The organism is Dermacoccus sp. SAI-028, assembly GCF_004346775.1.
GTDB lineage: Bacteria > Actinomycetota > Actinomycetes > Actinomycetales > Dermatophilaceae > Dermacoccus > Dermacoccus nishinomiyaensis.
In genome coordinates this window covers 2,193,249-2,218,880 of the sequence record NZ_SMFS01000001.1, presented here as the reverse complement: position 1 = coordinate 2,218,880, position 25,632 = coordinate 2,193,249, and the positions used below count along the sequence as shown (strand labels likewise).

General features: G+C 70.2%; 19 protein-coding genes. 8 read left to right on the top strand and 11 right to left on the bottom strand.

What is annotated here, in order from left to right:
• Window positions 1–94: 94 nt before the first annotated feature.
• Together EDC82_RS10105 and EDC82_RS10100 are read right to left on the bottom strand one after the other, a co-directional pair.
• A complete protein-coding gene (locus EDC82_RS10105; protein ID WP_006947381.1) occupies window positions 95–1,828 on the bottom strand; it encodes a phospho-sugar mutase in 1,734 nt (577 codons plus the stop codon).
• 46 nt (window positions 1,829–1,874) lie between these two features.
• Window positions 1,875–2,711 (bottom strand): purine-nucleoside phosphorylase, encoded by an 837-nt coding sequence (locus tag EDC82_RS10100; protein WP_006947398.1) that lies wholly within the window; start codon window positions 2,709–2,711, stop codon window positions 1,875–1,877.
• Between the two features lie 175 nt (window positions 2,712–2,886).
• On the opposite strand from EDC82_RS10100, the gene EDC82_RS10095 reads away from it, so the two are divergent.
• Together EDC82_RS10095 and EDC82_RS10090 are read left to right on the top strand one after the other, a co-directional pair.
• Complete coding sequence (locus tag EDC82_RS10095; protein ID WP_006947339.1) at window positions 2,887–4,293, top strand: NAD(P)H-quinone dehydrogenase; 1,407 nt, start codon at window positions 2,887–2,889, stop codon at window positions 4,291–4,293.
• Window positions 4,294–4,309: 16 nt separating this feature from the next.
• Complete coding sequence (locus EDC82_RS10090; protein WP_006947400.1) at window positions 4,310–4,951, top strand: TetR/AcrR family transcriptional regulator; 642 nt, start codon at window positions 4,310–4,312, stop codon at window positions 4,949–4,951.
• 130 nt (window positions 4,952–5,081) lie between these two features.
• Here EDC82_RS10090 and EDC82_RS10085 read toward each other — a convergent pair whose 3' ends face one another.
• The gene (locus EDC82_RS10085) at window positions 5,082–6,872 is read right to left on the bottom strand and encodes a biotin carboxylase N-terminal domain-containing protein (protein ID WP_062257026.1); all 1,791 of its coding nucleotides are present in this window, start codon (window positions 6,870–6,872) and stop codon (window positions 5,082–5,084) included.
• A gap of 131 nt (window positions 6,873–7,003) precedes the next feature.
• Between EDC82_RS10085 and EDC82_RS10080 the strand changes: the two genes are divergently transcribed.
• Window positions 7,004–7,861 carry an aldo/keto reductase gene (locus EDC82_RS10080; protein ID WP_074045508.1) on the top strand — a complete coding sequence of 286 codons (858 nt, stop codon included), beginning with the start codon at window positions 7,004–7,006 and terminating at the stop codon, window positions 7,859–7,861.
• 191 nt (window positions 7,862–8,052) lie between these two features.
• On the top strand, window positions 8,053–9,228 hold the full coding sequence (locus EDC82_RS10075; protein WP_074045509.1) for a serine/threonine-protein kinase: 1,176 nt from the start codon (window positions 8,053–8,055) through the stop codon (window positions 9,226–9,228).
• Window positions 9,229–9,315: 87 nt separating this feature from the next.
• Here the strand turns inward: EDC82_RS10075 and EDC82_RS10070 are convergent, their stop codons facing one another.
• The 6 genes from EDC82_RS10070 to EDC82_RS10045 all read right to left on the bottom strand — a co-directional run bounded on the left by EDC82_RS10070 (window position 9,316) and on the right by EDC82_RS10045 (window position 19,688).
• Window positions 9,316–10,617, bottom strand: coding sequence for a hypothetical protein (locus EDC82_RS10070; RefSeq protein WP_074045510.1), 1,302 nt, complete (start codon window positions 10,615–10,617; stop codon window positions 9,316–9,318).
• Between the two features lie 196 nt (window positions 10,618–10,813).
• Entirely contained in the window at window positions 10,814–11,497 is a 684-nt protein-coding gene (locus tag EDC82_RS10065) for a nucleoside triphosphate pyrophosphatase (protein ID WP_074045511.1), read from the bottom strand.
• 42 nt (window positions 11,498–11,539) lie between these two features.
• Entirely contained in the window at window positions 11,540–13,420 is a 1,881-nt protein-coding gene (locus tag EDC82_RS10060; RefSeq protein ID WP_006947352.1) for a Na+/H+ antiporter, read from the bottom strand.
• A 77-nt stretch (window positions 13,421–13,497) separates the two neighbouring features.
• Complete coding sequence (locus EDC82_RS10055; RefSeq protein ID WP_006947397.1) at window positions 13,498–15,162, bottom strand: L-lactate permease; 1,665 nt, start codon at window positions 15,160–15,162, stop codon at window positions 13,498–13,500.
• 231 nt (window positions 15,163–15,393) lie between these two features.
• The gene (locus EDC82_RS10050; protein ID WP_006947347.1) at window positions 15,394–17,805 is read right to left on the bottom strand and encodes a GNAT family N-acetyltransferase; all 2,412 of its coding nucleotides are present in this window, start codon (window positions 17,803–17,805) and stop codon (window positions 15,394–15,396) included.
• 194 nt (window positions 17,806–17,999) lie between these two features.
• A complete protein-coding gene (locus tag EDC82_RS10045; protein WP_006947330.1) occupies window positions 18,000–19,688 on the bottom strand; it encodes a DUF885 domain-containing protein in 1,689 nt (562 codons plus the stop codon).
• Window positions 19,689–19,738: 50 nt separating this feature from the next.
• On the opposite strand from EDC82_RS10045, the gene EDC82_RS14975 reads away from it, so the two are divergent.
• A complete protein-coding gene (locus EDC82_RS14975; RefSeq protein WP_235006190.1) occupies window positions 19,739–20,653 on the top strand; it encodes an MOSC domain-containing protein in 915 nt (304 codons plus the stop codon).
• 69 nt (window positions 20,654–20,722) lie between these two features.
• On the opposite strand, the gene EDC82_RS10035 is transcribed toward EDC82_RS14975, so the two are convergent.
• Together EDC82_RS10035 and EDC82_RS10030 are read right to left on the bottom strand one after the other, a co-directional pair.
• Window positions 20,723–20,941 (bottom strand): acyl-CoA carboxylase epsilon subunit, encoded by a 219-nt coding sequence (locus tag EDC82_RS10035; protein WP_006947331.1) that lies wholly within the window; start codon window positions 20,939–20,941, stop codon window positions 20,723–20,725.
• Entirely contained in the window at window positions 20,938–22,581 is a 1,644-nt protein-coding gene (locus EDC82_RS10030; protein ID WP_006947382.1) for an acyl-CoA carboxylase subunit beta, read from the bottom strand. Before EDC82_RS10030 ends, EDC82_RS10035 begins: the two co-directional genes overlap by 4 nt.
• Window positions 22,582–22,604: 23 nt before the next feature.
• Here EDC82_RS10030 and EDC82_RS10025 point away from each other — a divergent pair, with 23 nt between their 5' ends.
• The 3 genes from EDC82_RS10025 to EDC82_RS10015 all read left to right on the top strand — a co-directional run bounded on the left by EDC82_RS10025 (window position 22,605) and on the right by EDC82_RS10015 (window position 25,589).
• Complete coding sequence (locus EDC82_RS10025; RefSeq protein WP_006947377.1) at window positions 22,605–23,531, top strand: biotin--[acetyl-CoA-carboxylase] ligase; 927 nt, start codon at window positions 22,605–22,607, stop codon at window positions 23,529–23,531.
• Between the two features lie 27 nt (window positions 23,532–23,558).
• Window positions 23,559–24,560, top strand: a complete 1,002-nt coding sequence (locus EDC82_RS10020) for an adenylate/guanylate cyclase domain-containing protein (RefSeq protein ID WP_006947388.1) — start codon at window positions 23,559–23,561, stop codon at window positions 24,558–24,560.
• Window positions 24,561–24,761: 201 nt separating this feature from the next.
• Window positions 24,762–25,589: a winged helix-turn-helix domain-containing protein gene (locus EDC82_RS10015; RefSeq protein ID WP_074045512.1), complete on the top strand. Its 828-nt coding sequence runs from the start codon at window positions 24,762–24,764 to the stop codon at window positions 25,587–25,589.
• Window positions 25,590–25,632: the final 43 nt, after the last annotated feature.

Here is a 25,632-nt window from a genome sequence, read left to right as displayed (position 1 = left end):
GCGTCAGCCGGAGCCGGCGGGTGAGTCGTCGAAACCTTCTCGGGGGCAACGTCGCTCGTCGGAAGGGCCCCTTCGGCGGCGCTCTCGTGAGACGTCACAGTGCGGTGAGCTCCTCCATCGCACGCCGCGTCGCGGCGAGACGGCGGGCCGCCTCCGCACGCGCCGCGGCCAGGGCGTCGTCCACGCCGGGCGCCAGGTCGTCCACGGGCACGATCGCCTCGAGGTAGACCTTGACCTTCGGCTCGGTTCCGCTCGGGCGCACGATGACGCGGGTGCCGTCGGCGAGCAGGTAGCGCAGGCCGTCGGTCGGCGGCAGGCCGCCGTCACCGAGGGCGAGGTCGTGGAACTGCGCGACGACGACGTCTCCGATCTGCGTCGCAGGTCGTTCGCGCAGGGCCGCCATGATGGCGGGGATCTGCGCCAGCTCGGCGACGCGGATGCTGAACGAGTCGCTCGCGTACACGCCGTGGCGGCGGGCGAGGTCGTCGAGCAGGTCGACGAGGGTGCGGCCCTCGGCCTTCAACCCGGCCGCCAGTTCCGCGACGGCGAGGCCCGCGGAGATGCCGTCCTTGTCGCGCGCGACGGACGGCGCGGTGCAGTACCCGAGCGCCTCCTCGTAGCCGTAGGCAATGTCGGGCACCCGGGCGATCCACTTGAACCCGGTCAGCGTCTCGACGTGCGCGACGCCCGCATCGGCCGCCATCGCGCCGAGCTGGCGCGAGCTGACGATGCTGTTGGCGAGCACGGGCGCGCCCCCGTCGACGCCGTGCAGCGCGCCGGTCGCAGCGAGGTCGAGTGCACGCTGCCCGAGCAGCACCCCCACCTCGTCACCGCGCAGCATGCGCCACCCCTGGGGGTCCTCAGCCGACGCGCACCTCGGGTCGGGCGCGGCGACGGCGCAGCGGTCGGCGTCCGGGTCGGAGGCGATGACGATGTCGGGCCGCACCTCGCGCGCGAGGTCGAGCGCCGCGTCGATCGCGCCGGGCTCTTCTGGATTCGGGAAGCTGACGGTGGGGAAGCGCGGGTCGGGCTGTTCCTGCGACGCGACGGGCGTCGGGCGCGCGAAACCGGCCTGCTCGAACGCCGCGAGCAGCGTCGTCGACCCGACGCCATGCAGCGCCGTGTGGACGACGGCGACGTCGCGCGGTCCGCCCGGGGTGATCGAGGCGACACAGGCGTCGCGGTAATCGGCCTCGAGGTCGTCGCCGAGGGTCTCCCAGCCGTCCTCGGCGCGCTCGATCGACGCCGCGGACGGGAACGTGTCGATCGCCGCGGCTATTTCGGCGTCGGCGGGCGGGACGATCTGGCTGCCGTCGCCGAGGTAGACCTTGTAGCCGTTGTCCTGCGGCGGGTTGTGGCTCGCCGTCACCATGACGCCCGCATCAGCCCCGACGTACCGGATCGCGAACGCGAGCACCGGCGTCGCCAGCGGACGCGGCAGGACGAGCGCCCGCCCACCCGCAGCGGTGACGACGGCCGCGGTGTCGGCGGCGAACACGTCACTGTTCGTGCGCGCGTCGTACCCGATGACGACCGTGACGTCCCGCTTGCCGAGCGAGGTCTGCAGGTAGCGCGTGAGCCCTGCCGCAGCACGAAGGACGACGACGCGGTTCATGCGGTTGGGCCCTGCTCCGAGCGCGCCGCGCAGGCCCGCGGTACCGAAGGCGAGCAGTCCGCGGAATCGATCGGCCAGATCATCGAGCGCCGCAGCGTCGCCGGATTCGGCTGCCGCCACGACGGATTCGAGTTCTGCGCGTGTCACCTCGTCGGGGTCGTCGGCGATCCAGGCACGTGCCTGGTCGAGCAGGTGGGCCGTGTCGGTCGTCATCGTCGTTCCTCGCTCGCGTCGGTGATCGATTCGGTGGTCGGCGCCGTCACAGCGCCCGGACGATGCCCGACAGCAACTGCCCACACCGCTCGGCCGCTGCCCGCCCGGCTTCGATGACCTCGGCGTGGTCGAGCGGAGTGGGGCTGATACCCGCCGCCGGGTTCGTGACGAGGGAGATGCCGAGCACCTCGAGGCCCGCGTGACGCGCCGCGATGGCCTCGAGGGCCGTCGACATGCCGACGAGGTCGGCGCCGAGCGTCTTCGCCATGCGCACCTCGGCGGGCGTCTCGTAGTGCGGCCCGGTGAACTGCGCGTAGACGCCCTCGTCGAGCGAGGAGTCGATCGAACGCGCCACGTCGCGCAGGCGCGGTGAGTACAGGTCGGTGAGGTCGACGAACGTCGCGCCCTCGAGCGGCGAGGTGGCCGTCAGGTTGATGTGATCGCTCATGAGCACGGGCGTGCCCGGGCCCCACTCCGGGCGCAGGCCGCCGCACCCGTTCGTCAGCACCACGGTGTCGCACCCGGCCGCCGCGGCGGTACGCACGCCGTGGACGACGGCGCGCACCCCCTTGCCCTCGTAGAAGTGCGTGCGCGTGCCGTAGACGAGGGCGCGCTTGCCACTGCCCTCGATCTCGATCGAGCGCATCTGCCCGCTGTGACCAGCGACGGCCGCCGCGCCGAACCCGGGCACGTCGGTGTTGTCGATCGTCGCCTTGACCTCGCCGATGAGGTCGGCGGTCTGGCCCCAGCCGGAGCCGAGGACGAGCGCCACGTCGTGCTTCTCGACGCCCGTGCGTTCGGCGATGACGCGCGCGGCGTCACGCGCGATCTCGAAGGGATCGACGCTCGGATCGGACAGGGGCGAAGTGGTCTGCTGAGTCACCCCTTCAGGGTACGTGGCGAGGCCGACAACCGGTGCCGACCGCGCGAACGTCCCTGTTGCCGATGCGCCCGCCGACGCACCTGCAGGCGCACCTACCGCCGTGCCCTGCTCGCGCCACATGCATCGACGTGCCCGCGATTCGAAGTCTCTTGACGTCAAGTGATTGGATAGGGGGGTGAGCTCACGGAAGAAGTCTGTCGTCGTCATCGGTGGTGGCCCGGGCGGTTATGAATCCGCGCTCGTCGCCGCCCAGCTCGGTGCGCAGGTCACGGTCATCGACCGTGACGGCCTCGGTGGTGCCGCGGTGCTCACCGACTGCGTCCCCTCCAAGACCCTGATCGCCACCTCCGACTTCCTCTCGCGCTTCGAGGCGGCCGGCCGCCTCGGCGTCGGCTTCGAGGGCAACGAGGAGAACCAGCACGCGCACGCCAACCTGGGCCAGGTCAACGAGCGCATCCTGCGCCTGGCGAAGGCGCAGTCCGTCGACATCCAGGCTCAGCTCGAGAGTGTCGGCGTGCGCATCCGGCGCGGCACCGGCCGCGTCAAGGGCCACGGGTGGGTCGAGGCCGAGCTCACGAACGGCGAGACCGAGGACATCCGCGCCGACGTCATCCTCCTCGCGATGGGCACGACCCCGCGCGTCATGGACACCGCGAAGCCCGACGGCGAGCGCATCCTGACGTGGAAGGACATCTACAACCTCACCGAGGTCCCCGAGAAGCTCATCGTCGTCGGTTCTGGTGTCACCGGTGCCGAACTCGCGCACGCCTACCTCGGCCTCGGCGCCGACGTCACGCTCGTCAGCTCGCGTGACCGCGTGCTGCCCGGCCAGGACGCCGACGCGGCCACGGTCATCGAGAACGTCTTCCGCCGCCGCGGCATGACGGTCCTCAACCGCAGCCGCGCCATGGCCGCAACGCGTGAAGGCGACACCGTCGTCGTGACGCTCGAGGACGGACGCAAGGTCGAAGGCACGCACGCGATCCTCGCCGTGGGTTCGATCCCGCAGACGAAGGGCATCGGCCTCGAGGCCGCGGGCGTCGACCTCACCGACTCGGGCCACATCGTCACCGACCGCGTCTCGCGCACGAGCGCGCAGGGCATCTATGCCGCCGGCGACTGCACGGGCGTATACCCGCTCGCGTCCGTCGCAGCGATGCAGGGGCGCGTCGCCATGCACCATGCCCTCGGCGACGCGGTGCAGCCGCTCAACCTGCGCGGCGTCACGGCCAACATCTTCACCGACCCCGAGATCGCGACGGTCGGCTACAGCCAGGCCGACGTCGAGGAGGGCAAGATCGAGGCGCGCGTCGTCACGCTGCCGCTTTCGACGAACCCGCGCGCCAAGATGCGCAACATCACCGACGGCTTCGTCAAGCTGTTCGCCCGCCCGGGATCGAACACGATCATCGGCGGCGTCGTCGTCGCGCCGCAGGCCTCGGAGCTGATCTACCCGATCGGCATGGCCGTCGCGAACCGCCTGACGGTCGACCAGGTCGCCAACACGTTCTCGGTGTACCCGTCGATGACGGGTTCGATCGCCGAGGCCGCACGTCGTCTGCACAGCAGCGACGTCTTCTGATCCCTCGCCGCACGCGATGACGAGGACGAGCGCGCCCAGCGATGCCGCCTGCGAGAACCCACGCCCGGCGGCGCTGCTCGACGCAGCGACGAGCGTCCTCGCGACGAGTGGGCTGCGTGGGCTGACGCACCGGGCGGTCGATCGTCAGGCGGGTTTTCCCGAGGGCACGTGCTCGGTCAGCTTCCGCACGCGCGCCGCGCTGCTCGCCGGCCTGACGACGCACGTCGGCTCCCGCGTGGCCGTGCAGGTCCGCGCGCTGGGCGAGCAGATCCCGTCCGGCACCGACGACCCGCTCGCCACCGCACCGTTCGCGACGGCCCTGCTCGAACGCTGGGTGACGCAGGACGACGGCGCGTTGATGGTCGCGATCCTCGAACTGTCCCTCGAGTCGCTGCGCACGCCCGAGCTCGCGCCGGCCGTGGGGGAGTGGCGCAGCGAGCTCGTCAGCATCGTCGAGACGATCGTGTGCCGCACCTCGGAGACCGGCGCGCGCTCCGATTCGCGTCTGCGCGCCGAGACGGCCGTCGCGAGCATCGAGGGCATCGTCCTGTCGGCGCTCGCGCAGCCTGCGGAGCGTCGCGGCCCGTACATCGACAAGACGCTGCGCATGGTGCTGCTCGGCACCGCGTCGCCAGAGGACGCGCGCCCCACGCACTGAGCTACGGGCGCACTGAGCTACGGGGCATCGAGCCAACCAGCGTTTCGCGTCCATCGTGAGACGTAGGAACCCGTGAGACGCAGGCGCCCCGGCACGCTCGGCGTGCCGGGGCGTTCGAACGTCGGAGCCGTCAGGCGTCGACGTCCTTGATCTGCGCGAGGACCGTGCCGGCCGTCACCGTCTCGCCGACGGTCGCGGCGAGGCCGCTGACGACGCCCGCCTTGTGCGCGGTGATCGGCTGCTCCATCTTCATCGCCTCGATGACGACGATCGTGTCGCCGGCTTCGACCGTGGTGCCGTCCTCTATGGCCACCTTGACGACGGTGCCCTGCATCGGCGCGGTGAGCGAGTCACCGCTCGCCGCGGCGCCGCCACCGCCCTTGCGTGCGGCGCGACGCGGGCCGGCCGAGGAGCCCTTGCCCGCTCCGGAACTCACGGCGAGGGCGCCCGGTAGCGACACCTCGAGGCGCTTGCCGCCGACCTCGACGACGACGCTCTGACGGGCAGCCTGCTCGGCCGCGGCCTCGGGCGTGCCATCGTACGGCGAGATCTGGTTGTCGAACTCCGTCTCGATCCAGCGCGTGTGCACGCTGAACGGCGCGTCGGGGGCGTCGGTGAACTCGGGCGCGAACGCCGGATCCTCGACGACGACGCGGTGGAACGGCAGCACCGTCGGCATGCCCTCGATGACGGTCTCGTCCAGCGCGCGGCGCGAGCGCTCGAGCGCTTCCTTGCGGGTGCGGCCCGTCACGATGATCTTCGCGAGCATCGAGTCGAACGCGCCACCGATGACGTCGCCGGAGACGACACCCGAATCGACGCGCACACCCGGCCCGCTCGGCGCCTCGAACTTCTCGACGGTGCCCGGCGCCGGCAGGAAGTTCCGGCCTGCGTCCTCGCCGTTGAGGCGGAACTCGATCGAGTGTGCGTGCGGCGTCGGGTCGTCATAGCCGAGCTCCTCGCCGCGGGCGATGCGGAACTGCTCGCGCACGAGGTCGATACCCGTCACCTCCTCGGAGACGGGGTGCTCGACCTGCAGGCGCGTGTTGACCTCGAGGAAGCTGATGACGCCGTCGGTGCCGATGAGGTACTCGCAGGTGCCCGCACCCGAGTAACCCGCCTCGCGCAGGATCGCCTTCGACGCCCGCAGCAGCTCGGCGTGCTGCTCGTCACTGACGAACGGCGCCGGCGCCTCCTCCACGAGCTTTTGGTTGCGGCGCTGCAGCGAGCAGTCACGCGTCGAGACGACGACGACGTTGCCGTGGTTGTCGGCGAGGCACTGCGTCTCGACGTGGCGCGGGCTGTCGAGGAAGCGCTCGACGAAGCACTCGCCGCGCCCGAACGCCGTGACGGCCTCGCGCACAGCCGACTCGTACAGCGACGGGATCTCCTCGATCGTTCGCGCGACCTTGAGGCCGCGTCCGCCACCGCCGTAGGCGGCCTTGATGGCAACGGGCAGGCCGTGCTCCTTCGCGAACGCGACGACCTCGTCCGCGTCGTCGACCGGATCCTTCGTACCGGGCACGAGGGGAGCGCCGGCCTTCGTCGCGATGTGACGCGCCTTGACCTTGTCGCCGAGCGAGTCGATGGCGGCGGGCGACGGCCCGATCCACGTCAGGCCCGCATCGAGGACGGACTGCGCGAACTCGGCGTTCTCCGCGAGGAAACCGTACCCGGGGTGGACGGCGTCAGCGCCGGAACGCTTCGCGACGTCGAGGATCTTGTCGACGACGAGATAGGAATCGCCGGGCGTCGAGCCGCCGAGGGAGTAGGCCTCATCGGCGACGCGCACGTGCAGAGCGTCACGGTCGGGTTCGGCGTAGACGGCCACGGAGGCGATGCCGTCGTCCTTCGCCGCGCGCGCAATACGGACTGCGATCTCGCCACGGTTGGCGATCAGGACCTTGGTGACAGAACTCATGTCCGTGACCTTATCGCCGCGGGGGGTGACCGGCGAGAATACCCGGCGGTAGGTTCCTCAGGCGCCGGGATCGACGTCATCCGAGCGCTCAACGCCGGAATACGAGAGCGCGCGGCGTGGTTGCCGCTGACATGGCTGAGAACACGAACGTCCCCACCGTGACCCTCCAGGCCGGCTCGGCGAGCATCGAGATGCCGCAGTTGGGCTTCGGTGTCTGGCAGGTCGAGAACGACGGCGCATCCGCCGCCGTGCAGGAAGCCCTGAAGGTCGGCTACCGCAGCATCGACACCGCCCGCATCTACGACAACGAAGAAGGCGTCGGGCAGGGCATCGCCGCCTCCGACGTGCCGCGCAGCGACATCTTCCTCACGACGAAGGTCTGGAACGACGACCAGGGGGCCGAGGCGACGAAGAAGGCCTTTGACGCGTCCATCGAACGCCTCGGCGGCGAATCGATCCTGCCGCTCGACCTCTACCTCATCCACTGGCCCACGCCCGAGAAGGACACCTACGTCGACACCTTCAAGGCGATGCTCGAACTGCGCGACGCCGGCAAGATCCGCGCCGTCGGCGTCTGCAACTTCGAACCCGAGCACCTGCAGCGCCTCAAGGACGAGACCGGCGAGTTCCCCGCCATCAACCAGGTCGAACTGCACCCCAAGTTCCAGCAGAAGGCCGTCCGCGACTTCTGCGCCGACAACGGCATCGTCGTCGAAGCCTGGAGTCCCCTCGGCCAGGGCGGCGACATCCTCACCAACCCCGTGCTCGAAGGAATAGCCGAACGCGTCGGCAAGACCGTCGCGCAGGTCATCATCCGCTGGCACCTGCAGATCGGCAACGTCGTCATCCCCAAGTCCGTGACGCCCGCCCGCATCGCCGAGAACTTCGACGTCCTCGACTTCGAACTCACCGAAGACGACCTCCACGCCATCAGCGACCTCGACGACAAGGACGGCCGCATCGGCTCTCACCCGAACGACCTGAATTGATCGATGATGTGACGAAGCCCCGCGCGAGCAAGCTCGCGTGGGGCTTCGTCACATCATCGATCAAATGTTTTCTGCCGCATCTTCCGGCCAGGCCCTGGGGGCCTGTCTCGGTGCGACACGGGTTCGTTCCTGGTTGTGGTCACGTAAGCTGAGACCATATTCGAGCAGGCTGCGGGGAGGCAGACGAACCCATGGGTGAGATGTTCGCTGGACGCTACGAACTCATCGACCAGATCGGCGAAGGCGGCATGGGGTCCGTCTGGCGCGTCCACGACCACAAGTCGCGCCGCCTCGTCGCAGCGAAACTGTTGCGCCAGTCCGACGCCGGATCGCTGCTGCGCTTCATGCGCGAACAAGGCATGCGCATCGAGCACAATCACGTCGTCACCCCTCTCGGCTGGGCCGGCGAGGACGGCCGCGTCATCTTCACGATGCCCCTCATCGACGGTGGCTCGCTCAGCGAACTCGTCAAGGAGAACGGCGCCCTGCCCTACCCGCTGGTCGCCGAACTCATGCGCCAGATCCTCGACGGACTCGACGCCTGCCACAGCGCCGGCATCGTGCACCGCGACATCAAGCCCGCCAACATCCTGCTCGAAGCCACCGGAATGGGTGTGCCCTCGGCGTGGATCACCGACTTCGGCATCGCCGTCAGCGTCGACGCGCCCCGCCTGACGAGCAACGAGATGGTTCTCGGCACACCGGGCTACATGTCGCCTGAGCAGGCCAAGGGCGACGATCCCGACCCCCGTCAGGATCTGTACTCCGCCGGAATGATGGGCCTGCACATGCTGACCGGCATCAAACCCGGAGCGAGCATCCGTGTCCGCAAGGACGACGTGCCCCCGCGCCCCGAGGGTATCCCCGACTCGCTGTGGAACCTGCTCGTCGCCCTCGCCGATCCCGTCGCCGACCGGCGGCCCGCCAACGCGCGCGACGCCCTCAGCTGGCTCATGCTCCCGGAGAACGCCTGGCAGGAATGGGCGGCCCGCCCGATCCCCGACCGCCTGCCCGAGATGACGACGTCAGGGGAGTTCGTCCGCCTCGAGGCAGGTGCGGCCGCCCGCGCCCTCGACGGCTTCACGGACTCCTCCGCGGCGCCCGCCACGGTCATCGACGGCGCAGCGGTGCGCCGTCGCCCCACCGTCAAGGCGTGGATCGCGGCTCCGGCCGCTCTGGCGGCGGCCATCGCGGCAGCGTTCGCGCTCTGGCAGCCGTGGGGCGCGGGCGACGGCGCGTACGACCCGCAGCTCGCCAACACCGGCGGCGTCTGCGCCTACGCCGACGCCGGCACGACCGCCCAGACGACGAGCGGCAAGACCCTCACCTGCACCGAGAAGGACGGCTCGTACTCCTGGCAGGGCTGACGCCGGCCGGCAGGACGCGGGCAGCCAAGACGTCGGCCTGCAGCGACAGGCGACGGCTCGAGTGCGTCTGACGGCGTCCGACGAGCGTCAGTGCTTCTCGCGGCGTCGCAGCACGTACCCGAGCCCGACGACCGCGCCGATGCCGAGGACGAGTGCGCCGCCCCACAGCAGCGGGTTAGCCGACGACTTGCCGACGCCGCTGACGTTTCCCGGCTCGGGCTGCTGCACCGCCATCGACGGGCCCGCGTTCGGCGTCCCCGTGACGCGCACGGACAGGACGCTGTCGAACTCCGAGGAATCCTGCAGCTTCGGCTTCGGCGTCGACGACGACGGCGTCACGTCGAGCACCACGTAATACCAGCCCGGGTCGCTGTGCCACTGCAGTGCGTCCGAGCCGCTCGAGTCGACGTTCGCGTTGCCGTAGTCGATCGGAGCGGTGTAGACGCCAAGATCCTTCGAGCCCGAATCCGACGACGACTCGAACAGGTAACCCGACGACGTCCCGGCGCCCGACAGCGTCGCGGAGACGAGGGAGGGGTTGAACATCTGCATCGACAGGTTGAGATCCTGCGACGGGTTGTACGTCGTGCCGTTCTTCGGCGCCTGCCAGCCGAACGACATGCGCTGACCCCACGACAGATGCACGCGGAAGAACATGCGCCGGCCGATGGGCGTCTTCACCGTGTACCCGCCGGGACGCAGGATCGTGGCGCTGGCGAAACCGTCACCGGCCGTCGCCGTCGTGGACGCCTCGAGCGCCTGCGTCGTCATGTCGGGCACCTCGCCCGCAGGCACCTTGACGGTGCCGTTGACGCGGGGCGTGCGCTTCACGGCGATCTGCACGGGCATGGGCGTGGCGTTGTCGCCGTCGATGGTGCGCTTGATCTCGAGCCGATACGACGTCGCGGCCAGGCAGGCGTCAGCGCCCGAACCGAGCGATGACGACGTGCGCGCCGTCTTGGCCTCGTCGACGTCGACGTGCGTCGCGAGCAACCCGGGCGTGCCGCTGCTCGTCAGCGAATCCGAGTCGGAACCGCATGTCGTGGCGCCGTCCGCCGTCGTCAGCGTGAGCTGCAGGCCCTGCGAGCCGGAGTCGACGGACCACGCGTTGCCCTTCCAGCTCGCCGAGCCGTTGATGCTGACGCTGAGGCGCTCGCCCTCGCCGCGCTTGACCTCGACGTACCGTGACGTCGCGTCGACGGGCAGCGTCGAGGAGTACAGCCCCGGCGCCAGCGGCGTGCCCTGGCCGGAGGCGAGGGACAACTCGACCGCGTGGTCGCCGGGAACGAATGTGTTCGTCGCGGCGTCCTCGCCGTACGCCGGTGCTGCCGCGAAGGCGGCCGCGCACGTCAGTGCCGTCAGCGATGCCGCGACGCGCGAGTTGCCCATCGTGTTCCTCCCCATGAGTTCGTGCGCTGACAGTGTCTCAGGTGATCAGGCGCACGGGGGCCGTAAGTGGCCTTTCGATGCGTCGCCCTGTGCCGGACGCGGTGCGGCCAGCTCTCGCCGTCAGGGGTTGACGACAGGGCGACGGATCAGAGTTTCCCCACGCGCCCGTGCGGTGGCCCCTGCTGACCGAGCCAGGTCAGGCTGCCATGTTCCACAGCTCGTGCCAGGCGACGCCGATCTCGGCGAGCATCTCGCGCAGCAGCGGCAGACCGAGGCCGACGACGGTGTGCGGGTCGCCCTCGATGCGTTCGACGTAGGCGCCCGCGAGGCCGTCGATCGTGAACGCGCCCGCCACCCACAGCGGTTCGCCGGTGGCGACGTAGGCGTCGATCTCCGCGTCGTCGAGGTCGGCGAAGTGGACGATCGTCGACGAGACGGCACCGAACGTCGCGCCGGTGCCCTCGACGCGGTCGTCGACGATCCAGTGACCGGTGTGCAGGGTGCCGCTGCGCCCCCGCATCGCCTGCCAGCGCGCGCAGGCGTCGGCGGTGTCCGCGGGCTTGCCGAGGATCGCACCGTCGAACTCGAGCACCGAGTCGCACCCCAGGATGATGCCGCCGTCCTCGATGAACGCGTCGGGCGTCTCGGCCGGAACCTCGTCCTGCGCGAGGACCGACGCGACGGCCTCACACTTCGCGTTCGCGAGCAGGAGCGCCACGTCCTCGGCGGCGAGTTCGCCCGGCCCGTCGTGCTGCGCGCGGGCGGCGACGACGACAGCGTCCTCGTCGACGTCGGAGACGAGGACGAACGGTTCGATGCCGGCGCTGCGCAGGGTCGCGAGGCGGGCGGGGGACTTCGAGGCGAGCACGAGGACGGTCATGGGCTCAAGAATATCGGCGCGCCGAGGCGGGCCGGACGCCCGTCAGCCCGGCAGGTTGTCGACGAAGCACCAGCGCCATTCCTCACCCGCCTCGAACGAGCGCATGACGGGGTGACCGGTCGCGCGGAAGTGCTTCGTCGCGTGTTGACCGGCGGAGGAGTCGCAGCAGCCGACGTACCCGCACTCGGTGCACATGCGCAGGTGCAGCCACGTCCGACCCTCTTCCAGGCAGCCCTGGCAGCCGTCGTGCGACTGGGGTGAGGCGTAGTCGTGCGCGGCCTTCTCCAGGTGTTCGCAGCCGCCCTGACGAACCTCCGGCGTGAGCAGCGGGCCTGCATCGCGCAGCCCGGCGTTGCGCTCCTCGGCGGTGACGATCATCGACTCCTCGATGTCGAGCTGCATCATGATGCTGTCGATGACCTCGTGGTCGACGCGGCCCTCGTTACGCATCTCGAGTGCCTTGTCGCGTTCGGCGTTGATCATCTTCTGACGCAGGATGCGGTACTGCTGCGTCGGGCCCATCGTGTCGTTGTTGCCGAGCAGTTCCCACTGCAGGTTCGCGCGGCGCATGTCCTGCTTCTGCAGCGACTTGATGATTGCCTCGGGGGTGTCCGCCAGTTCCGGGTCGTCGGCGAGGGCCTTGCGCATCGCCGCCTCACCGGCATCGACGGAGGCCTGCATGACCTGGGCGCGCGCGAGGGCGTCCTCACGCGGGTCGGGCGCGCGTAGCTTCATGAGGTTGGCGACGCGGCCGAGGGTGAAGCCCTGGATGACGAGCGTGCCGATCGTCACGACGAGCGCGATGAAGACGAGCGACTCGCGGTGCGGCGTCTCGGGCGGCAGCAGGAACGCGGCGGCGAGCGTCACCACTCCGCGCATGCCCGCCCAGCCTGCGACGGCGCCCTCGCGCAGGCTGAGGGGGCGCGAATCCCAGCGCGAGACCTTGCCGAGCCAAGCCGCCGCGATGATGAACATCGGCCGCACGAGCATGACGGTGACGAGGACGGCGACCGCGTACAGGCTGGTGCGTTGGAGGCCGAGGTCCGATGTTTGGACCTGGTCGATGATCATCGACACCTGCAGGCCGATGAGCAGGAACACCATGTTCTCGAGCAGGAACTGGATCGAGTTCCAGTTCATCCGCGATGCGACCCGCGCCTGCGCCGTGTTGTAGTACGGCGCCTTGAAGCCGAGCAGCACGCCGGTGACGACGACGGCGATGACACCAGATGCCTTGATCGCCTCCGCCGGGAGGTAGGCGACCCACGGCGTGATGATGCTGATCGCGACGCTCGTCACGGCGTCGCGGATGTGCTTCTGCACGAACTCCACGACGTAGAACGCGATGACACCGATGACGATGCCGCCGAGCGCCGCGATGACGAAGGCGAGGCCGGCCCTGCTCGCCGAGAACGACCCCGTCAGCGCGCTCACGGCGGTGCCGACGGTGACGAGGGCCGTCGCGTCGTTGAAGAGCGACTCGCCCTCGAGGACGGCGACGAGACGTCGCGGCAACCCGATGCGGCGGGCGACGGCGGTCGCGGCGACGGCGTCCGGGGGAGCGACGACACCGCCGAGCGCCATCGCGGCGGCGAACCCGACGGGCATGAGCCACCACGAGACGAGCCCGACGGCGAACGCCGTCACGAGGACGAGCAGGATCGACAGCTGGACGATCTGGAACACGTCGCGCTTGAGATCGATGATCGAGGTGCGGATCGCCGTCGCGTACAGCAGTGGCGGCAGGAACCCGAGCAGGATCACTTCGGAGTCGACGTGGACCTCGGGGACCTGCGGCAGGTACGACGCCACCGCGCCGATGGCGACGAGCAGCAGCGGCGCCGACAGGCCGACGCGGCGCGCGAGGACGGAGACACTGATCGTCGTCGCGACGAGCAGGAAGATGGGAAGAGCGATGTGCACGTCGACATTGTCGCGGATGGCGAGCGGATCCGCAGAATACGTCCGGCCGTCATGCGGGGCTCAGAGGATGAGGTGACTCAGGGCAGCATCCACGACAGGGCGTGCGCCTGCAGGTAGACGAGCGTGCACAGCACGAGCAGCATGCCGAGCGACCACAGCACGACGGCGCGGAAGATCTTCGACTCCTTGCCCTGCAGGCCGACGGCTGTCGCCGCGATGGCCAGCGACTGTGGCGAGATCATCTTGCCGACGACTCCACCGGAGGTGTTGGCCGCCGTCATGAGGTGCGGGTCGAGCCCGGCCTTCTCCGCGGCCGTCTGCTGCAGCGTCGAGAACAGGGCGTTCGCCGAGGTGTCCGAGCCGGTGACGGCGGTGCCGACCCAGCCGAGCACGGGCGACAGGAACGCGAACCACGCGCCCAGCCCGGCGACGAACGTGCCGATCGCGATGGTCTGGCCGGAGAAGTTCATGACGTAGGCGAGCGCGAGCACCGACGCGATCGTCAGCGCCGAGAAGCGCATCGTGTAGAAGCAACGCCCGATCTCCTTGAACGCCTCACCCAGCGTGAGCGGGAAGCGGCCGCCGCCGTCACGCAGGGAGTAGACGATCGCGACCATGAGCCCGGTGAGGAACAGCAGCGTGCCCGGGCTCGACAGCCACTGCAGCGTGTAGACGGTCGAGGAGATCGACTTGCCCTTGGCGTTGACGAGCTCGCCGTTGAGGCCCGGCCAGGGAATCTTGACGTCGGTGGCGCTGAGCTTCGCAGGGATGTCGACGCCCAGCTTCCACAGCTTCGCGATGCCGAACACGACGACGACGAGCAGATAGGGCAGCACGGCCATCCAGATGCGGGAGGCGCTGAGCGCCTCGGCGGGAACGGGCGCTTCGATGTCGAGGCTGCGACGCACGTCGTCGGCGCCCTTGGGCTTCCAGAAGCGCAGCAGGACGATGGCGGCCGCGAGCCCGACGAGCGAGGCGACGACGTCCGTCAACTCGTACGAGAAGTACGTCGAACACCACCACTGCGCGATCGCGAACGCGCCACCGGTGACGAGCGCAGCGGGCCACGCCTGGACGAGCCCGCGCTTGCCGTCGATGATCATCATGAGGAAGAAGGGAACGGCTATCGCGAAGAACGGTGCCTGGTGGCCGACGACGGCACCGATGTGCGCGGGGTCGAGGCCCGTCAGGTTCCCGGCGGTCGTGATCGGGATGGCGACGGCGCCGAACGCCACCGGCGCCGTGTTCGCGATGAGGCACACGACGGCCGTCTTGAGCGGCTTGAGCCCGAGGGCGAGCACCATCGTCGCCGTGATGGCGACCGGCGCGCCGAACCCGGCGAGGGCCTCGAGAAGGCCGCCGAAGCAGAACGCGATGAGCATGGCCTGGATGCGAATGTCGCCGCCGCCGATCGCGTCGAAGATCGAGCGCAGGTCGTTGAAGCGGCCCGAGATGACGGTGACCCGGTAGAACCACAGCGCCATGACGACGATCCACACGATCGGCACGAGACCGTAGACGGCGCCCTGTGTCGCCGACAGCAGGGCGAGGTGTGTCGGCATGCCGAACGCGACGACGGCGATGACGAGCGAGACGACGAGGCTCGCGAGGCCTGCGACGTAGGCGCTGGCCTTGGCGATCAACAGCATCGCGAAGAACGTGAGGAGGGGCAACGAGCCCACGAGAGCGGACAGCGCCAGGCTGTCGCCGACGGCGTCGGGGGTCGCGGTGTAGGTGATCACGCGGACTCCTTGCGGGGGTGGGGAGGCTGGCTCAGCTTTGGTCGGACCATTATTGGTCAGACCAAACTGTACATGATGCAGGTCACATCGACGTGATGCAGCTCTCGTTGCGTCTCGGACGGGGAGGGTTGTGGCGCGGCCGGCGCGAGCATGACGAAGCCCGGCATCAGTGAGGACCGATGCCGGGCTCGACCGGGCGGCGAGTGGGTGAGCGACAGACTGCGTGCGGCGTCAGCCCCCGATGATGCGCGGCGCGCCGCGGTAGGCGCGCACGTGGTTCCACGCCGCGATCTGCGCGTACGCCTTGTGCTTCGGGTTGCGCTCCCCGTCGTACTTGAGCGGGTCGGCCCAGCGTCCGCGCTTGACGAGCGCCGCGGCGGCGTCGCGCTCTGCGCCCTTCGGCAGCAGACGCGCGATGGTCTGCGGCGGCAGGACGGTGTAGACGAGGTCGTCGGACGGCGCCGGCGCGGTGACGGGGGAGTTCTCGACGAGGTCGCTGACGAGCTGCTCGGCGACGTTCGCCCCCGAACCGGTGGCGTAGTAGCAGTTGCGTCCGTAGCGCGGGTTGACCTCGAAGAACTTGACGGAACCGTCACGCGGGTCGCGGATGGCGTCGAGGTTGGCGAAGCCGTGATAGTCGGCCGTCTCGAGGATGCGGCGCGAGGCTTCGACGACGTCGGGCATGTCCTGCACGACCTGGACGTCGGGGATGCCGAGGTAGGCCGGGCGCGGATCCTGCAGGAGCACCCGCGACGTGCGCGCCAGCGTGATCTCGCCGTTCTTCGCGCGGTACATCGTGACCGACAGGATCTCGTCGCCGGGGATGAGATCCTGCGCGAGCATCTCGCCGGTGAAACCCGCGTCGACGAGGCGGGTGATGAGCGCGTCGAGCTCGTCGCGCGAGTCGACCTCGTACAGCTTCTTCTTGCCCGGCATCGACAAGGCGTTGTGCAGTGCCGAATCGGCGGGCTTGACGATGATCGGGTAGGGGAACGTGACGTCGTCGGCGCTCGGGCGCCCGGTGGCGAAGTCGAGGACGACGGTGCCCGGCGTCGCGACGCCCGCCTCGGCGCAGACGGCGTTGAAGTGGTTCTTGTCGGAGATGCGCTCGAGCATCGCGGGGCTCTCGTGTGGCACGACGACGTTGGTGCCGAGCGTGTCGCGCTTCGCCGACAACGACTGCACGTAGCCGTCGTTGTTCGTCAGCGGAATGATCGTCAGATCGAGGTTCTCAGCGGCAATACGGCGGATCTCGGTGAGGACGAGGTCGTGGTCGTTGATCGCGGCGAACCCGAGTTCTCGCGTGTCGTGGAACAGCGTTGAGTCGGCCGTCGCGCCCGTCGTGAACGGGACGACGAGGACGCTCGTCAGGCCGTAACGCTCGTGGAACGCGCGCGCCAGGGCGTAGCCCGAGAGGGTGAAGTCGAGCACGACCGGCAGCACCGCGGGAGTGCCGCCCTGACCCGGCGTCGCACCGCGTGCGGGGCCGGCGACCTTCGCGGCGAGGGCGGTGGCGGCGGACGAGGCGGTGCGCATCGTCCGCGACGGCAGGCTGCGAACGGTGCTCGGACCCTTGCTGCGGGCGTCACGCACGAGGGCCTTGGCCTTCGTCGACGCACGGTACGCGGAGAGCACCTGCGGGCGCACGACGAGATCCCACGGGCCCGGGACGTCACGCGCGCCGTCCTTGCCGAACTTGAGCTTGAAACCGTCGAGCGAGCTGAGCGCGGGCGCGCGGTCGCTGCCGAGACCCATGAAGTCGAACGTCGACGCGCCGCGGCTCTTCGCCGCGAGCATGCACTCCCAGACCATGCGGTTGGCAGCGAAGCTCTTGCGGGCGGCCGCGCTCGTCGCGGCGTAGAAGTAACGCGCCTCGCCGTCATAGATGGTGACGAGCGCCCACGCGACGACGGCGCCGCCCGCAGAGGTGTCTCGCACCGTGTAGAGGCGGCAGATGTCGGGGCCGAGCTGGGAGAGCATGTTGAAGTAGAACTGCGCGGGACGCAGGTCGAAGTGGCCGCGTTCGGCGGTCTCGGTGAAGACGGGGAAGACCTGCTCGGCGAAGTCCTGTTCGCTGATGCCCGTCTCGTCGGTGAAGACCAGGGCGTCGTTCTTGAGCCCGTACCGCAGGTCACGGCGGCCGTTCTTCGACATCGACGCCATCAGCTCGTCCTCGCTGAGCGAGAGGTCGAGCACGAGCGTACGGTCGTAGAAGACCTCGGTGAGCGGCTCGGTGAGGTCGGGCGCCGCGTGCGTGGCGTGCAGGCGGACGAGTGCCGCCCTGGGGTGCTCGGCCTTGACGTACGCTGCCAGGGCGTCGCGCAGGGCGCGCTCCTCAGCGGCGCTGGGCGCCGCGTGCGTCAGCCAGATCGGGGCGAACTTGCCCCACAGCTGCACCAGCGTGCGGCCGGCGAACTCCGTCAGGCTCAGTGCGGCGACGTGGGCGCCCGCGGCGTCGTGGACGAGCAGGTAGCGCCAGTGACGGCGGCCCGGCAGCGAATCGTCGTAGCGCGCCCACTCGGGCGACTGCTCGACGGGCACGCGCGCGCCCGCGTCGTGGATCGTCCGGACGAACTCGTCAGCGTCGACGGCGACGATCGAGTAGGGCGAGGTCGTGGCGAGGCTCGACTGGGTGGGCGACATGGTGGCGTAGCGCTCCGAAGGTTGGGGACATCGGCTTGCGCCAGCCTACCGGCGCCCCCGCTCCCACCCCGTCAGGCACGCATGGGGCCCGCCCCATCTGCGTTTTTCGTTCACATTCGCTCAGAGGCGCGAAGGTGGACGCGGTTCGCCGATGGGGACGCGAATCGCGAAGGTGGATAGGAATCGCAGGTGGGTCAGGGGGCGAGGATGGCGTCGCGCAGGACGTCGAGGCCGACGCCGCCGATGTCGAGGGCGCGACGGTGGAAGGCCTTGAGGTCGAAGGCTGCGCCCTCGCGACGACGCGTCTCCTCGCGCAGCGACAGCCACAGGCGCTCGCCGATCGAGTACGACGGCGCCTGCCCCGGCCAGCCGAGGTAGCGGTCGAGCTCGAAGCGCAGGAAGCCCTCGGCCATGTCGGCGTGCGCCGACAGGAATGCCCACGCCTTGTCGTACGTCCAGGCGCCCCCACCAACCTCGGCGGGAGCCTCGAAACCGCAGTGCACGCCGATGTCGACGATGACGCGCGCGGCGCGCAGCGACTGCCCGTCGAGCATGCCGAGGCGGGTGGCGTCGTCCGTGTGGAAGCCGAGCTCGTCCATGAGGCGCTCGGCGTACAGGGCCCAGCCCTCCGCGTGCCCGGATGTCCACGACCCCATGCGGCGCCACCGGTTGAGCAGGCCCGAGCGGTACATCGTCTGCCCGATCTGCAGGTGATGGCCGGGGACGCCCTCGTGGTAGACGGTCGTCAGTTCGCGCCACGTGCCGAACCGTTCGACGCCCTTCGGCACCGCCCACCACATGCGTCCGGGGCGGGAGAAATCCTCGCTCGGGCCGGTGTAGTAGATGCCGCCCGACGACGTGGGCGCGATCATGCACTCGATGCGACGCACCGGGTCGGGGATGTCGAAGTGCGTGTCCGCCAGAGCGCTGACGGCGGCGTCGGCGCTCGCCTGCATCCAGGCGCGCAGCGCGTCGGTGCCGTGCAGGGCGTACGCGTCGTCGGCGTCGAGGGCGGCCATCGCGCCCTTGACGCCGGCGCCGGGCGCGATGCGTTCGGCGAGGCGCGACATCTCGTCGGTGATGCGCGCGAGTTCGTCCTGACCCCAGCGGTAGGTCTCCTCGAGGTCGACTCGCGCGCCGAGGAACTCGCGGCTGTGCAGCGCGTACCGCTCACGCCCCACCCCGTCGTGCTCGGGCGCGCGCGGCAGCAGTTCGTCGCGCAGCCGCGCCCCTGCGTCGGCGTAGGCCCGCGCGGCGAGCGCGGCAGCCTCGCGCACCTCGTCCTGCACCGCGCTGGCATCGCCACCACCCTCGACGGCGGCGCGCTCGGCGAGCGAGAGGAAGTACCCGTCGCGTCCGCCGTGCTCGGCGCATTGCTCGCTGCAGCGTTCGATCTGGCGCTGCGCCGCGACGATGCCCTGCGACGCGGCGTGATCGAGCGACGCGAACCAGCCGTCGAGCGCCTCGGGGACGGCGCGCAGCCGGTGCGCGATCGTCTCCCAGTCCTCGTCGCTGTCGGTCGGCATGAGGTCGAAGGTGTCGCGCATCATCTGCAGCGGCGACGCGATGACGTTGAGGTCGGCGAGGTCGTAGCCGGCGTCATGGATCTCCTCGGCGAGCTCAAGGCGCTCCTGCAGCGCGGCGAGCGTCACGGCGTCCACGTCGTCCTGCGCCGACGCGGTGCGCAGCGCCGACAACGTCGAGCGACGCAGATCGGACGCGGCCGCGTAACCGTCGGGGGAGAAGTCGTCGAGCAGATGATCCTGGCCCGGGATGCCGAGCGCCGTTGCCTCGATCGGCGACAGCGCGACGGACGCGTCGAGGTAGCCGTCCGCGATCTCGTCGAGACGGGTCGTGGCGCGGGGCTCGCTCGAGGTGCTCATGTACCGATCCAACGCGACGCACGTCACAGCGCGCAAGTACATTGACGCCCATGACGACGCCGCCGATGAGTCCAGCTCACCCCGATCCTGACGCCCGGCCCGCTGCGGCGGGTGCGGTGAAGGCAGCGGCAGCGGGGCAGAGGGCGTCGGCCGAGGCCTCGGCATCGGGCTCGGAGGAGCAGGCGAAATCCACCGCGACGACGGCCGCGTCACCGACATCCGGCTCGGCGGAGTCCGCGAGCTCCACCGCGGCGTCCACGGACTTGGCTTCCACCTCAGCGGCGCGGGCCGACGCCACGTCACCCACCGCAGGTGGAGAGCTCGTCGTCGTCGGTGTCCAGATCGGCCGACCAGAGGTGTGGGATGCGAAGAAGCACCGCACGGGGATGCGCAAGCGACCCGTCGCGAGCATCGGCGTCGCCGACCCCGGCCCGCGCGAGGCGGGTGGGCGCAGCGGCGTCAGCGGTGACCACGTCGGTGATCTCGAGCATCACGGGGGCAGCGAGCAGGCGGTGTACGTGGTCGCGCGTGAGGAGCTCGACCACTGGGGCGCCGAGCTAGGGCGTTCGATTCCCGACGGGGCCTTCGGCGAGAACGTCACGACGCGGGGCGTCCGCGTCGACGACGCCGTCATCGGCACCCGCTGGCGCATGGGCACCGCGCTGCTCGAGGTGACCGGCCCCCGCGTTCCCTGCCGAACCTTCGCCTGGGCGATCGACGAGCCGCGCTGGGTCAAGCGCTTCACCGACCACGGACGGCCCGGCGCGTACACCCGCGTCGTCGAGCCCGGGACGATCACGGCGGGCGACATGGTCGACGTCGTCGACGTGCCCGAGCACGGCGTCACCGTCGTCGACGTGTTCCGCGCCTACACCGGCGGTGCCCGCGCGATCATCGAACGCGTCGTCGCGGCCGGCGTGATGGCGCCGCGCTACCAGGCCAAGCTCGAAGCCAAGCTGCGCTGAGCATCATTGCCCGCAATCGCGTCACCTCTGACGCGATTCCGGGCAACGATCATCCGCCGAAGGCGAGCCTCAGCGCGGCAGGCGCGATTCGGCCCAACTGCGCGGACGGGCGTGGCGGACGTGCGCGGGGCGTCCCCACATGGAACGCACCGGGGCGGATGATTCAGTGCCCGACGCCGCAGCCGCTCGCGCCAGGACGACAGCAGTGACGGCGGCGATCTCCTCGTCGGTCGGCGCGCCGCTGACGAACCGGATCGTCGGGCGCGGGCTCTCGGTTGCCTCGCTCACAGCGGGATGTTTCCGTGCTTCTTGGGCGGCAGGTCCTCGCGCTTGTGACGCAGCGCCCGCAGCGCCTTGACGACCTGGACGCGCGTCTCGTGCGGCGGGATGACCGCGTCGACGTAGCCGCGGTCGGCTGAGATGTACGGGTTGGCGAGCGTGTCCTCGTACTCGGCGATGAGCTGCGCGCGACGCTTCTCGACGTCCTCGGCGCTGCCGTTCTCGGCGACCGCCGTCAGCTCCTTGCGGTACACGATGTTGGCCGCGCCCTGCGCACCCATGACGGCGATCTGCGCCGTCGGCCACGCGAGGTTGACGTCGGCGCCGAGGTGCTTGGACCCCATGACGTCGTACGCACCGCCGTACGCCTTGCGCGTGATGACGGTGACGAGCGGCACCGTCGCCTCCGCGTAGGCGTAGAGCAGCTTCGCGCCACGGCGGATGATGCCGCCCCACTCCTGGTCGGTACCGGGCAGGAAGCCGGGCACGTCGACGAGCGTGAGGATCGGGATGTTGAACGAGTCACAGAAGCGGATGAAACGCGCCGCCTTCTCGCTCGCGTTGATGTCGAGCGTGCCGGCGAGCTGAGCCGGCTGGTTTGCGACGATGCCGACGCTGTGCCCCTCGACGCGCGCGAGCCCGCAGATGATGTTGGGTGCGAACAGCGGCTGCACCTCGAGGAAGTCGGGGCCGGAGCCCGCATCGTCAGGATCCGCGGGGTCGACGACGGCGGCGATGACGTCGTTCATGTCGTAGGCGAGGTTCGCCGAATCGGGCACGAGCGTGTCGAGCGCGCGGTCGGCGTCGGTGATCTCGAGGTCGGCGGTGACCTCGAACGAGGGCCCCGGGTCCATGTTGTTGCTCGGCAGGTAGCCGAGCATCGCCTTGACGTACTCGATCGCGTCGTCCTCGTCGCTCGCCATGTAGTGCGAGACGCCGGAGCGCGAGTTGTGCGTGTGCGCGCCGCCGAGCTCCTCGAAGCCGACGTCCTCACCCGTCACCGTCTTGATGACGTCAGGGCCGGTGATGAACATGTGCGACGTCTGATCGACCATGACGGTGAAGTCGGTGATCGCGGGGGAGTAGACGGCGCCACCGGCGCAGGGGCCCATGACGAGCGAGATCTGCGGGATGACACCGCTCGCGTGCACGTTGCGACGGAAGATCTCGGCGTAGAGACCGAGCGCGACGACGCCCTCCTGGATGCGCGCGCCGCCCGAGTCGTTGATGCCGATGACGGGTGCGCCGAGCTTCATCGCGAGATCCATGACCTTGCAGATCTTCTCGCCGAAGACCTCACCGAGGGAGCCGCCGAAGACCGTGAAGTCCTGACTGAACACGCAGACCGTGCGCCCGTCGACCGTGCCGTAGCCGGTGACGACGCCGTCACCGTAGGGGCGGTTCTTGTCCTGCCCGAACTGCGTCGAGCGGTGACGCGCCAGGGCGTCGAGTTCGACGAACGAGCCCTCGTCGAGCAGCCGTTCGACGCGCTCACGAGCCGTCAGCTTGCCCTTGGCGTGCTGCTTCTCCACCGCGCGGGCCGAACCGGCGTGCACCGCCTCCTCCGTGCGGTTCGCCAGATCCTTCAACCTTCCGGCCGTGGTGTGCAGATCGAGGGAGGTGTCCGGGGGCACGTCGTCGAGCGTCATGGGCGACAGCCTAACCTTGTCACGTGACCTCGAACACGAACTCGTCAGTAGCCTTTTCGCCAGGGATGGCGCGGGATCTGCGTGCCGACGGGTGGGCTCGCGTCGACCTGTTCGACGAGGTCGATTCGACGAATGTGGTCGCCCTCGACACCGCCGAGCGCTGGCACCTCGTGGCCGCCCATCGCCAGCGCGCCGGGCGCGGACGCCTCGATCGGGCCTGGGTGACGCCCACGGGCGCCGCCGTCACCGTCTCGATGACGCTGCCGCTGCCACGGGACGCGGCGACGTGGGGTTGGGTGCCGTTGTTCGTCGGTGACGCCGTGCGCGCCGCCCTCGCGCAGCTGGCCGACGAGCGCGGGGCGGACGTCGAGTTCGTCACGAAGTGGCCCAACGACGTCCTGGTGTGGGATGACGACGGCGTCGAGAGCGGCGCCGACGCCGACGCCGGCCCGGGCACCGGCGGGGCGAGCGGCGACTGGCGCAAGGTCGCCGGCGTCCTGTGTCAGGTGGCGTCGGGCAACCTCGTCGTCGCGGGCGTCGGGGTGAACGTGGCTCAGCAGCGCGGCGAGTTGCCCGTCGACACGGCGACGTCGACGTCACTCGTCGGGTTGGACGCCGCGCGTGACGAGGTGCTCGCGGCCGTCGCTGCGCACGTCGCCCGTGCCGCGCGTGCCTGGTGCGAACCCGTGGCGCTCGCGGCCGCCCGCGAGAGCGTGCGTCGACACTGTCGCACGATCGGCAGCCTCGTCGACGTGCACACCCCCGACGGCAAGGTGGCGCGGCGGCGAGGCGTCGGCATCGACGACGGCGGGCGGCTCGTGACGACCGTTCCCGGTGCGCGTCCAGGCTCAGCGCCTACGATGGCGTACTCGGTGGCGGACGTCGTGCATGCCCGCCTGGGCGGCCGCGCGGAGGCCGGCGAGCCACACGGGCGGAACGCCGACGAGTGATCGGTACGAGGCAGAAGGCGAGACGTGATGGCTGACCCGGTGTCCCACCTCGATTCCGACGATTCGATGTTCATCGACGCGGTCGAGCGACGCCTCATGGGCGCGCCGCGCCGCTACAAGCGCCGTGACCTGTCGACGCACGCCGGGGTCGACGCCGACGACACCCGTCGCGTGTGGCGCGCTCTCGGTTTCGCCAACTCGCGTGAGGCGGACGTCGCGTTCTCCGACACCGACCTCGACGCCCTGCGCGCGGTGTCCGCGATGACGGCCGCGCACGATCTCGACGTCGACACCCTCCTCGGGCTGGCGCGTGCGCTGGGGCGCACGACCGATCGACTCGCGATGTGGCAGGTGCAACTCGTCGTCGACATGCTCGCGCAGCGTGACGGCGGCCCGCGCGGCGGCAAGCCCCTCGCCCGCGCCGCAGCGGAGGAGATGGCGAGCCTCGTCGACGACCTCGAGCCGTTGCTCCTCTACGTGTGGCGCCGCAACGTCGGCGTCGCCCTCGCGCGCCTGCTGGCAGACGCGCAGCCCGAGACGCACCTCGGTGTCGTGCGCACCGTCGGTTTCGCCGACCTCGTCTCCTTCACGCGCCTCGCGCGTCAGCTCAGTGAGAGTGATCTCGCGGCGCTCGTCACGCGGTTCGAGGCGGTCGCCTCGGACATCGTCAGCGAGCACGGGGGCGCCGTCGTCAAGACGGTCGGTGACGAGATCCTCTTCTCGCACCAGGACCCGGAGGGCGCCTCGCGCATCGCGCGTGCGCTCAAGGAGATGTCGGAGGTCGACGACCTGCTGCCGCAGATGCGCGTGGGCCTGTCGACGGGTCGCGTGCTCGCGCGTCTCGGCGACATCTACGGCACGACGGTCAACCGCGCCGCACGCCTGACGAACGCCGCCGCGGCGAGTCAGATCCTCGTCGACGAGGCAACGGCCGACGCGCTGCGTCACGACCCGGAGTCGACGCTGCGCGCGCACGAACCGTTGGAACTCGCGGGTATCGGCCTCAGCGCGGCCTGGATCCTGCTCTGACGGACCTTTCTGAAGCACTCTGCTCAGGACGAATCCTGCTGGACGGATCGGGCGTCGGACGCCTGCGGGTGAACGCCAGGTGACGATTCGGCGACAAAGCCCTGCTGTATACATTTCTGTCAAGTCGGCTGGATGGGCAACTGACAATTCGTCGGTCCGCAAGGCACCGCAGGGTATGCCGGGCTGCCTATAGTCGTGCTCATGAACGACGTCCTGGTCGCCCGCGGGGGTTTCGGCGACGACACGGCTCTCATGCGCATGAGCCACGCAGCACACCTCTCGGTCCGCACCGTGGAGGGCACGCTCGAAACCGTGACGCCCGAATCCGTCGGAACGGCGACCGCGTGCATCGTCTTCGCGGCGAACTGCCGCCGCGTCGACGGCGACGCCGACCTGGGCGGCGGCGCCACGGCCGCGCCCGACGGGGTGCGCGAGAGCGCCGCCGCCGTGCGCACCTCTTCCCGCCGGCATCCGGGTGTGGCGTTCGTCGCTGTGCTCGACGACGCGGCGCTCGTCGGGGACGTCGAACGCGCGGCCGCGACCGTCGCGCTGCTCGACGCGGGGGCCGACGACGTCATCTCGTGCGCGATCACGCCGGCGGAGCTCGAAGCGCGGGTCAGCGCCGCGGTGCGCCGGGTCAACCGGGCGCAGGGCGGACCGCGGCTGGTGGCGAACGCCGCCGAGGGGAGCCCACCCCACGTGGACGCGGCGCGGCGCGAGCTTGTCGGCGCCGGCGGGCGGGCGGTGATGACCGCGAAGGAAGCCATCGTCATGGGGGTGCTCGTCGGGCGGGATGACGTCGTCAGTCGCGCAGAGTTCGAGGCTGCACTGTGGACGGGCCAGTGGCGTGGCACACCCAAGGCGGTCGACATGCACATCGCCAAGCTGCGCCCCAAGCTGCGGGTCGCGACGGGCGGGCAGTGGCAGATCGAGACGGTGCGCGGCGCGGGCTTCGTCCTGACGCGGCGCGAGGGCGAGACCCTCGAGTCGGTGGGGGTGGGCCTCGCCCACCCGGCGACGCCCGCCTGACGACCGCGCCACGCGCGTGACGAATCCGCCGGATAATCTTGGC

Coding starts and splice junctions, on each gene's coding strand:
- EDC82_RS10050 (WP_006947347.1), bottom strand. CDS start 17,805: ATGTCGCCCACCCAGTCGAGCCTCGCCACGACCTCGCCCTACTCGATC.
- EDC82_RS10065 (WP_074045511.1), bottom strand. CDS start 11,497: ATGACCGTCCTCGTGCTCGCCTCGAAGTCCCCCGCCCGCCTCGCGACC.
- EDC82_RS10085 (WP_062257026.1), bottom strand. CDS start 6,872: ATGAGTTCTGTCACCAAGGTCCTGATCGCCAACCGTGGCGAGATCGCA.
- EDC82_RS10020 (WP_006947388.1), top strand. CDS start 23,559: ATGGCTGACCCGGTGTCCCACCTCGATTCCGACGATTCGATGTTCATC.
- EDC82_RS10080 (WP_074045508.1), top strand. CDS start 7,004: ATGGCTGAGAACACGAACGTCCCCACCGTGACCCTCCAGGCCGGCTCG.
- EDC82_RS10075 (WP_074045509.1), top strand. CDS start 8,053: ATGGGTGAGATGTTCGCTGGACGCTACGAACTCATCGACCAGATCGGC.
- EDC82_RS10030 (WP_006947382.1), bottom strand. CDS start 22,581: ATGACGCTCGACGACGTGCCCCCGGACACCTCCCTCGATCTGCACACC.
- EDC82_RS10070 (WP_074045510.1), bottom strand. CDS start 10,617: ATGGGCAACTCGCGCGTCGCGGCATCGCTGACGGCACTGACGTGCGCG.
- EDC82_RS10015 (WP_074045512.1), top strand. CDS start 24,762: ATGAACGACGTCCTGGTCGCCCGCGGGGGTTTCGGCGACGACACGGCT.
- EDC82_RS14975 (WP_235006190.1), top strand. CDS start 19,739: ATGACGACGCCGCCGATGAGTCCAGCTCACCCCGATCCTGACGCCCGG.
- EDC82_RS10045 (WP_006947330.1), bottom strand. CDS start 19,688: ATGAGCACCTCGAGCGAGCCCCGCGCCACGACCCGTCTCGACGAGATC.
- EDC82_RS10090 (WP_006947400.1), top strand. CDS start 4,310: ATGACGAGGACGAGCGCGCCCAGCGATGCCGCCTGCGAGAACCCACGC.
- EDC82_RS10105 (WP_006947381.1), bottom strand. CDS start 1,828: ATGACGACCGACACGGCCCACCTGCTCGACCAGGCACGTGCCTGGATC.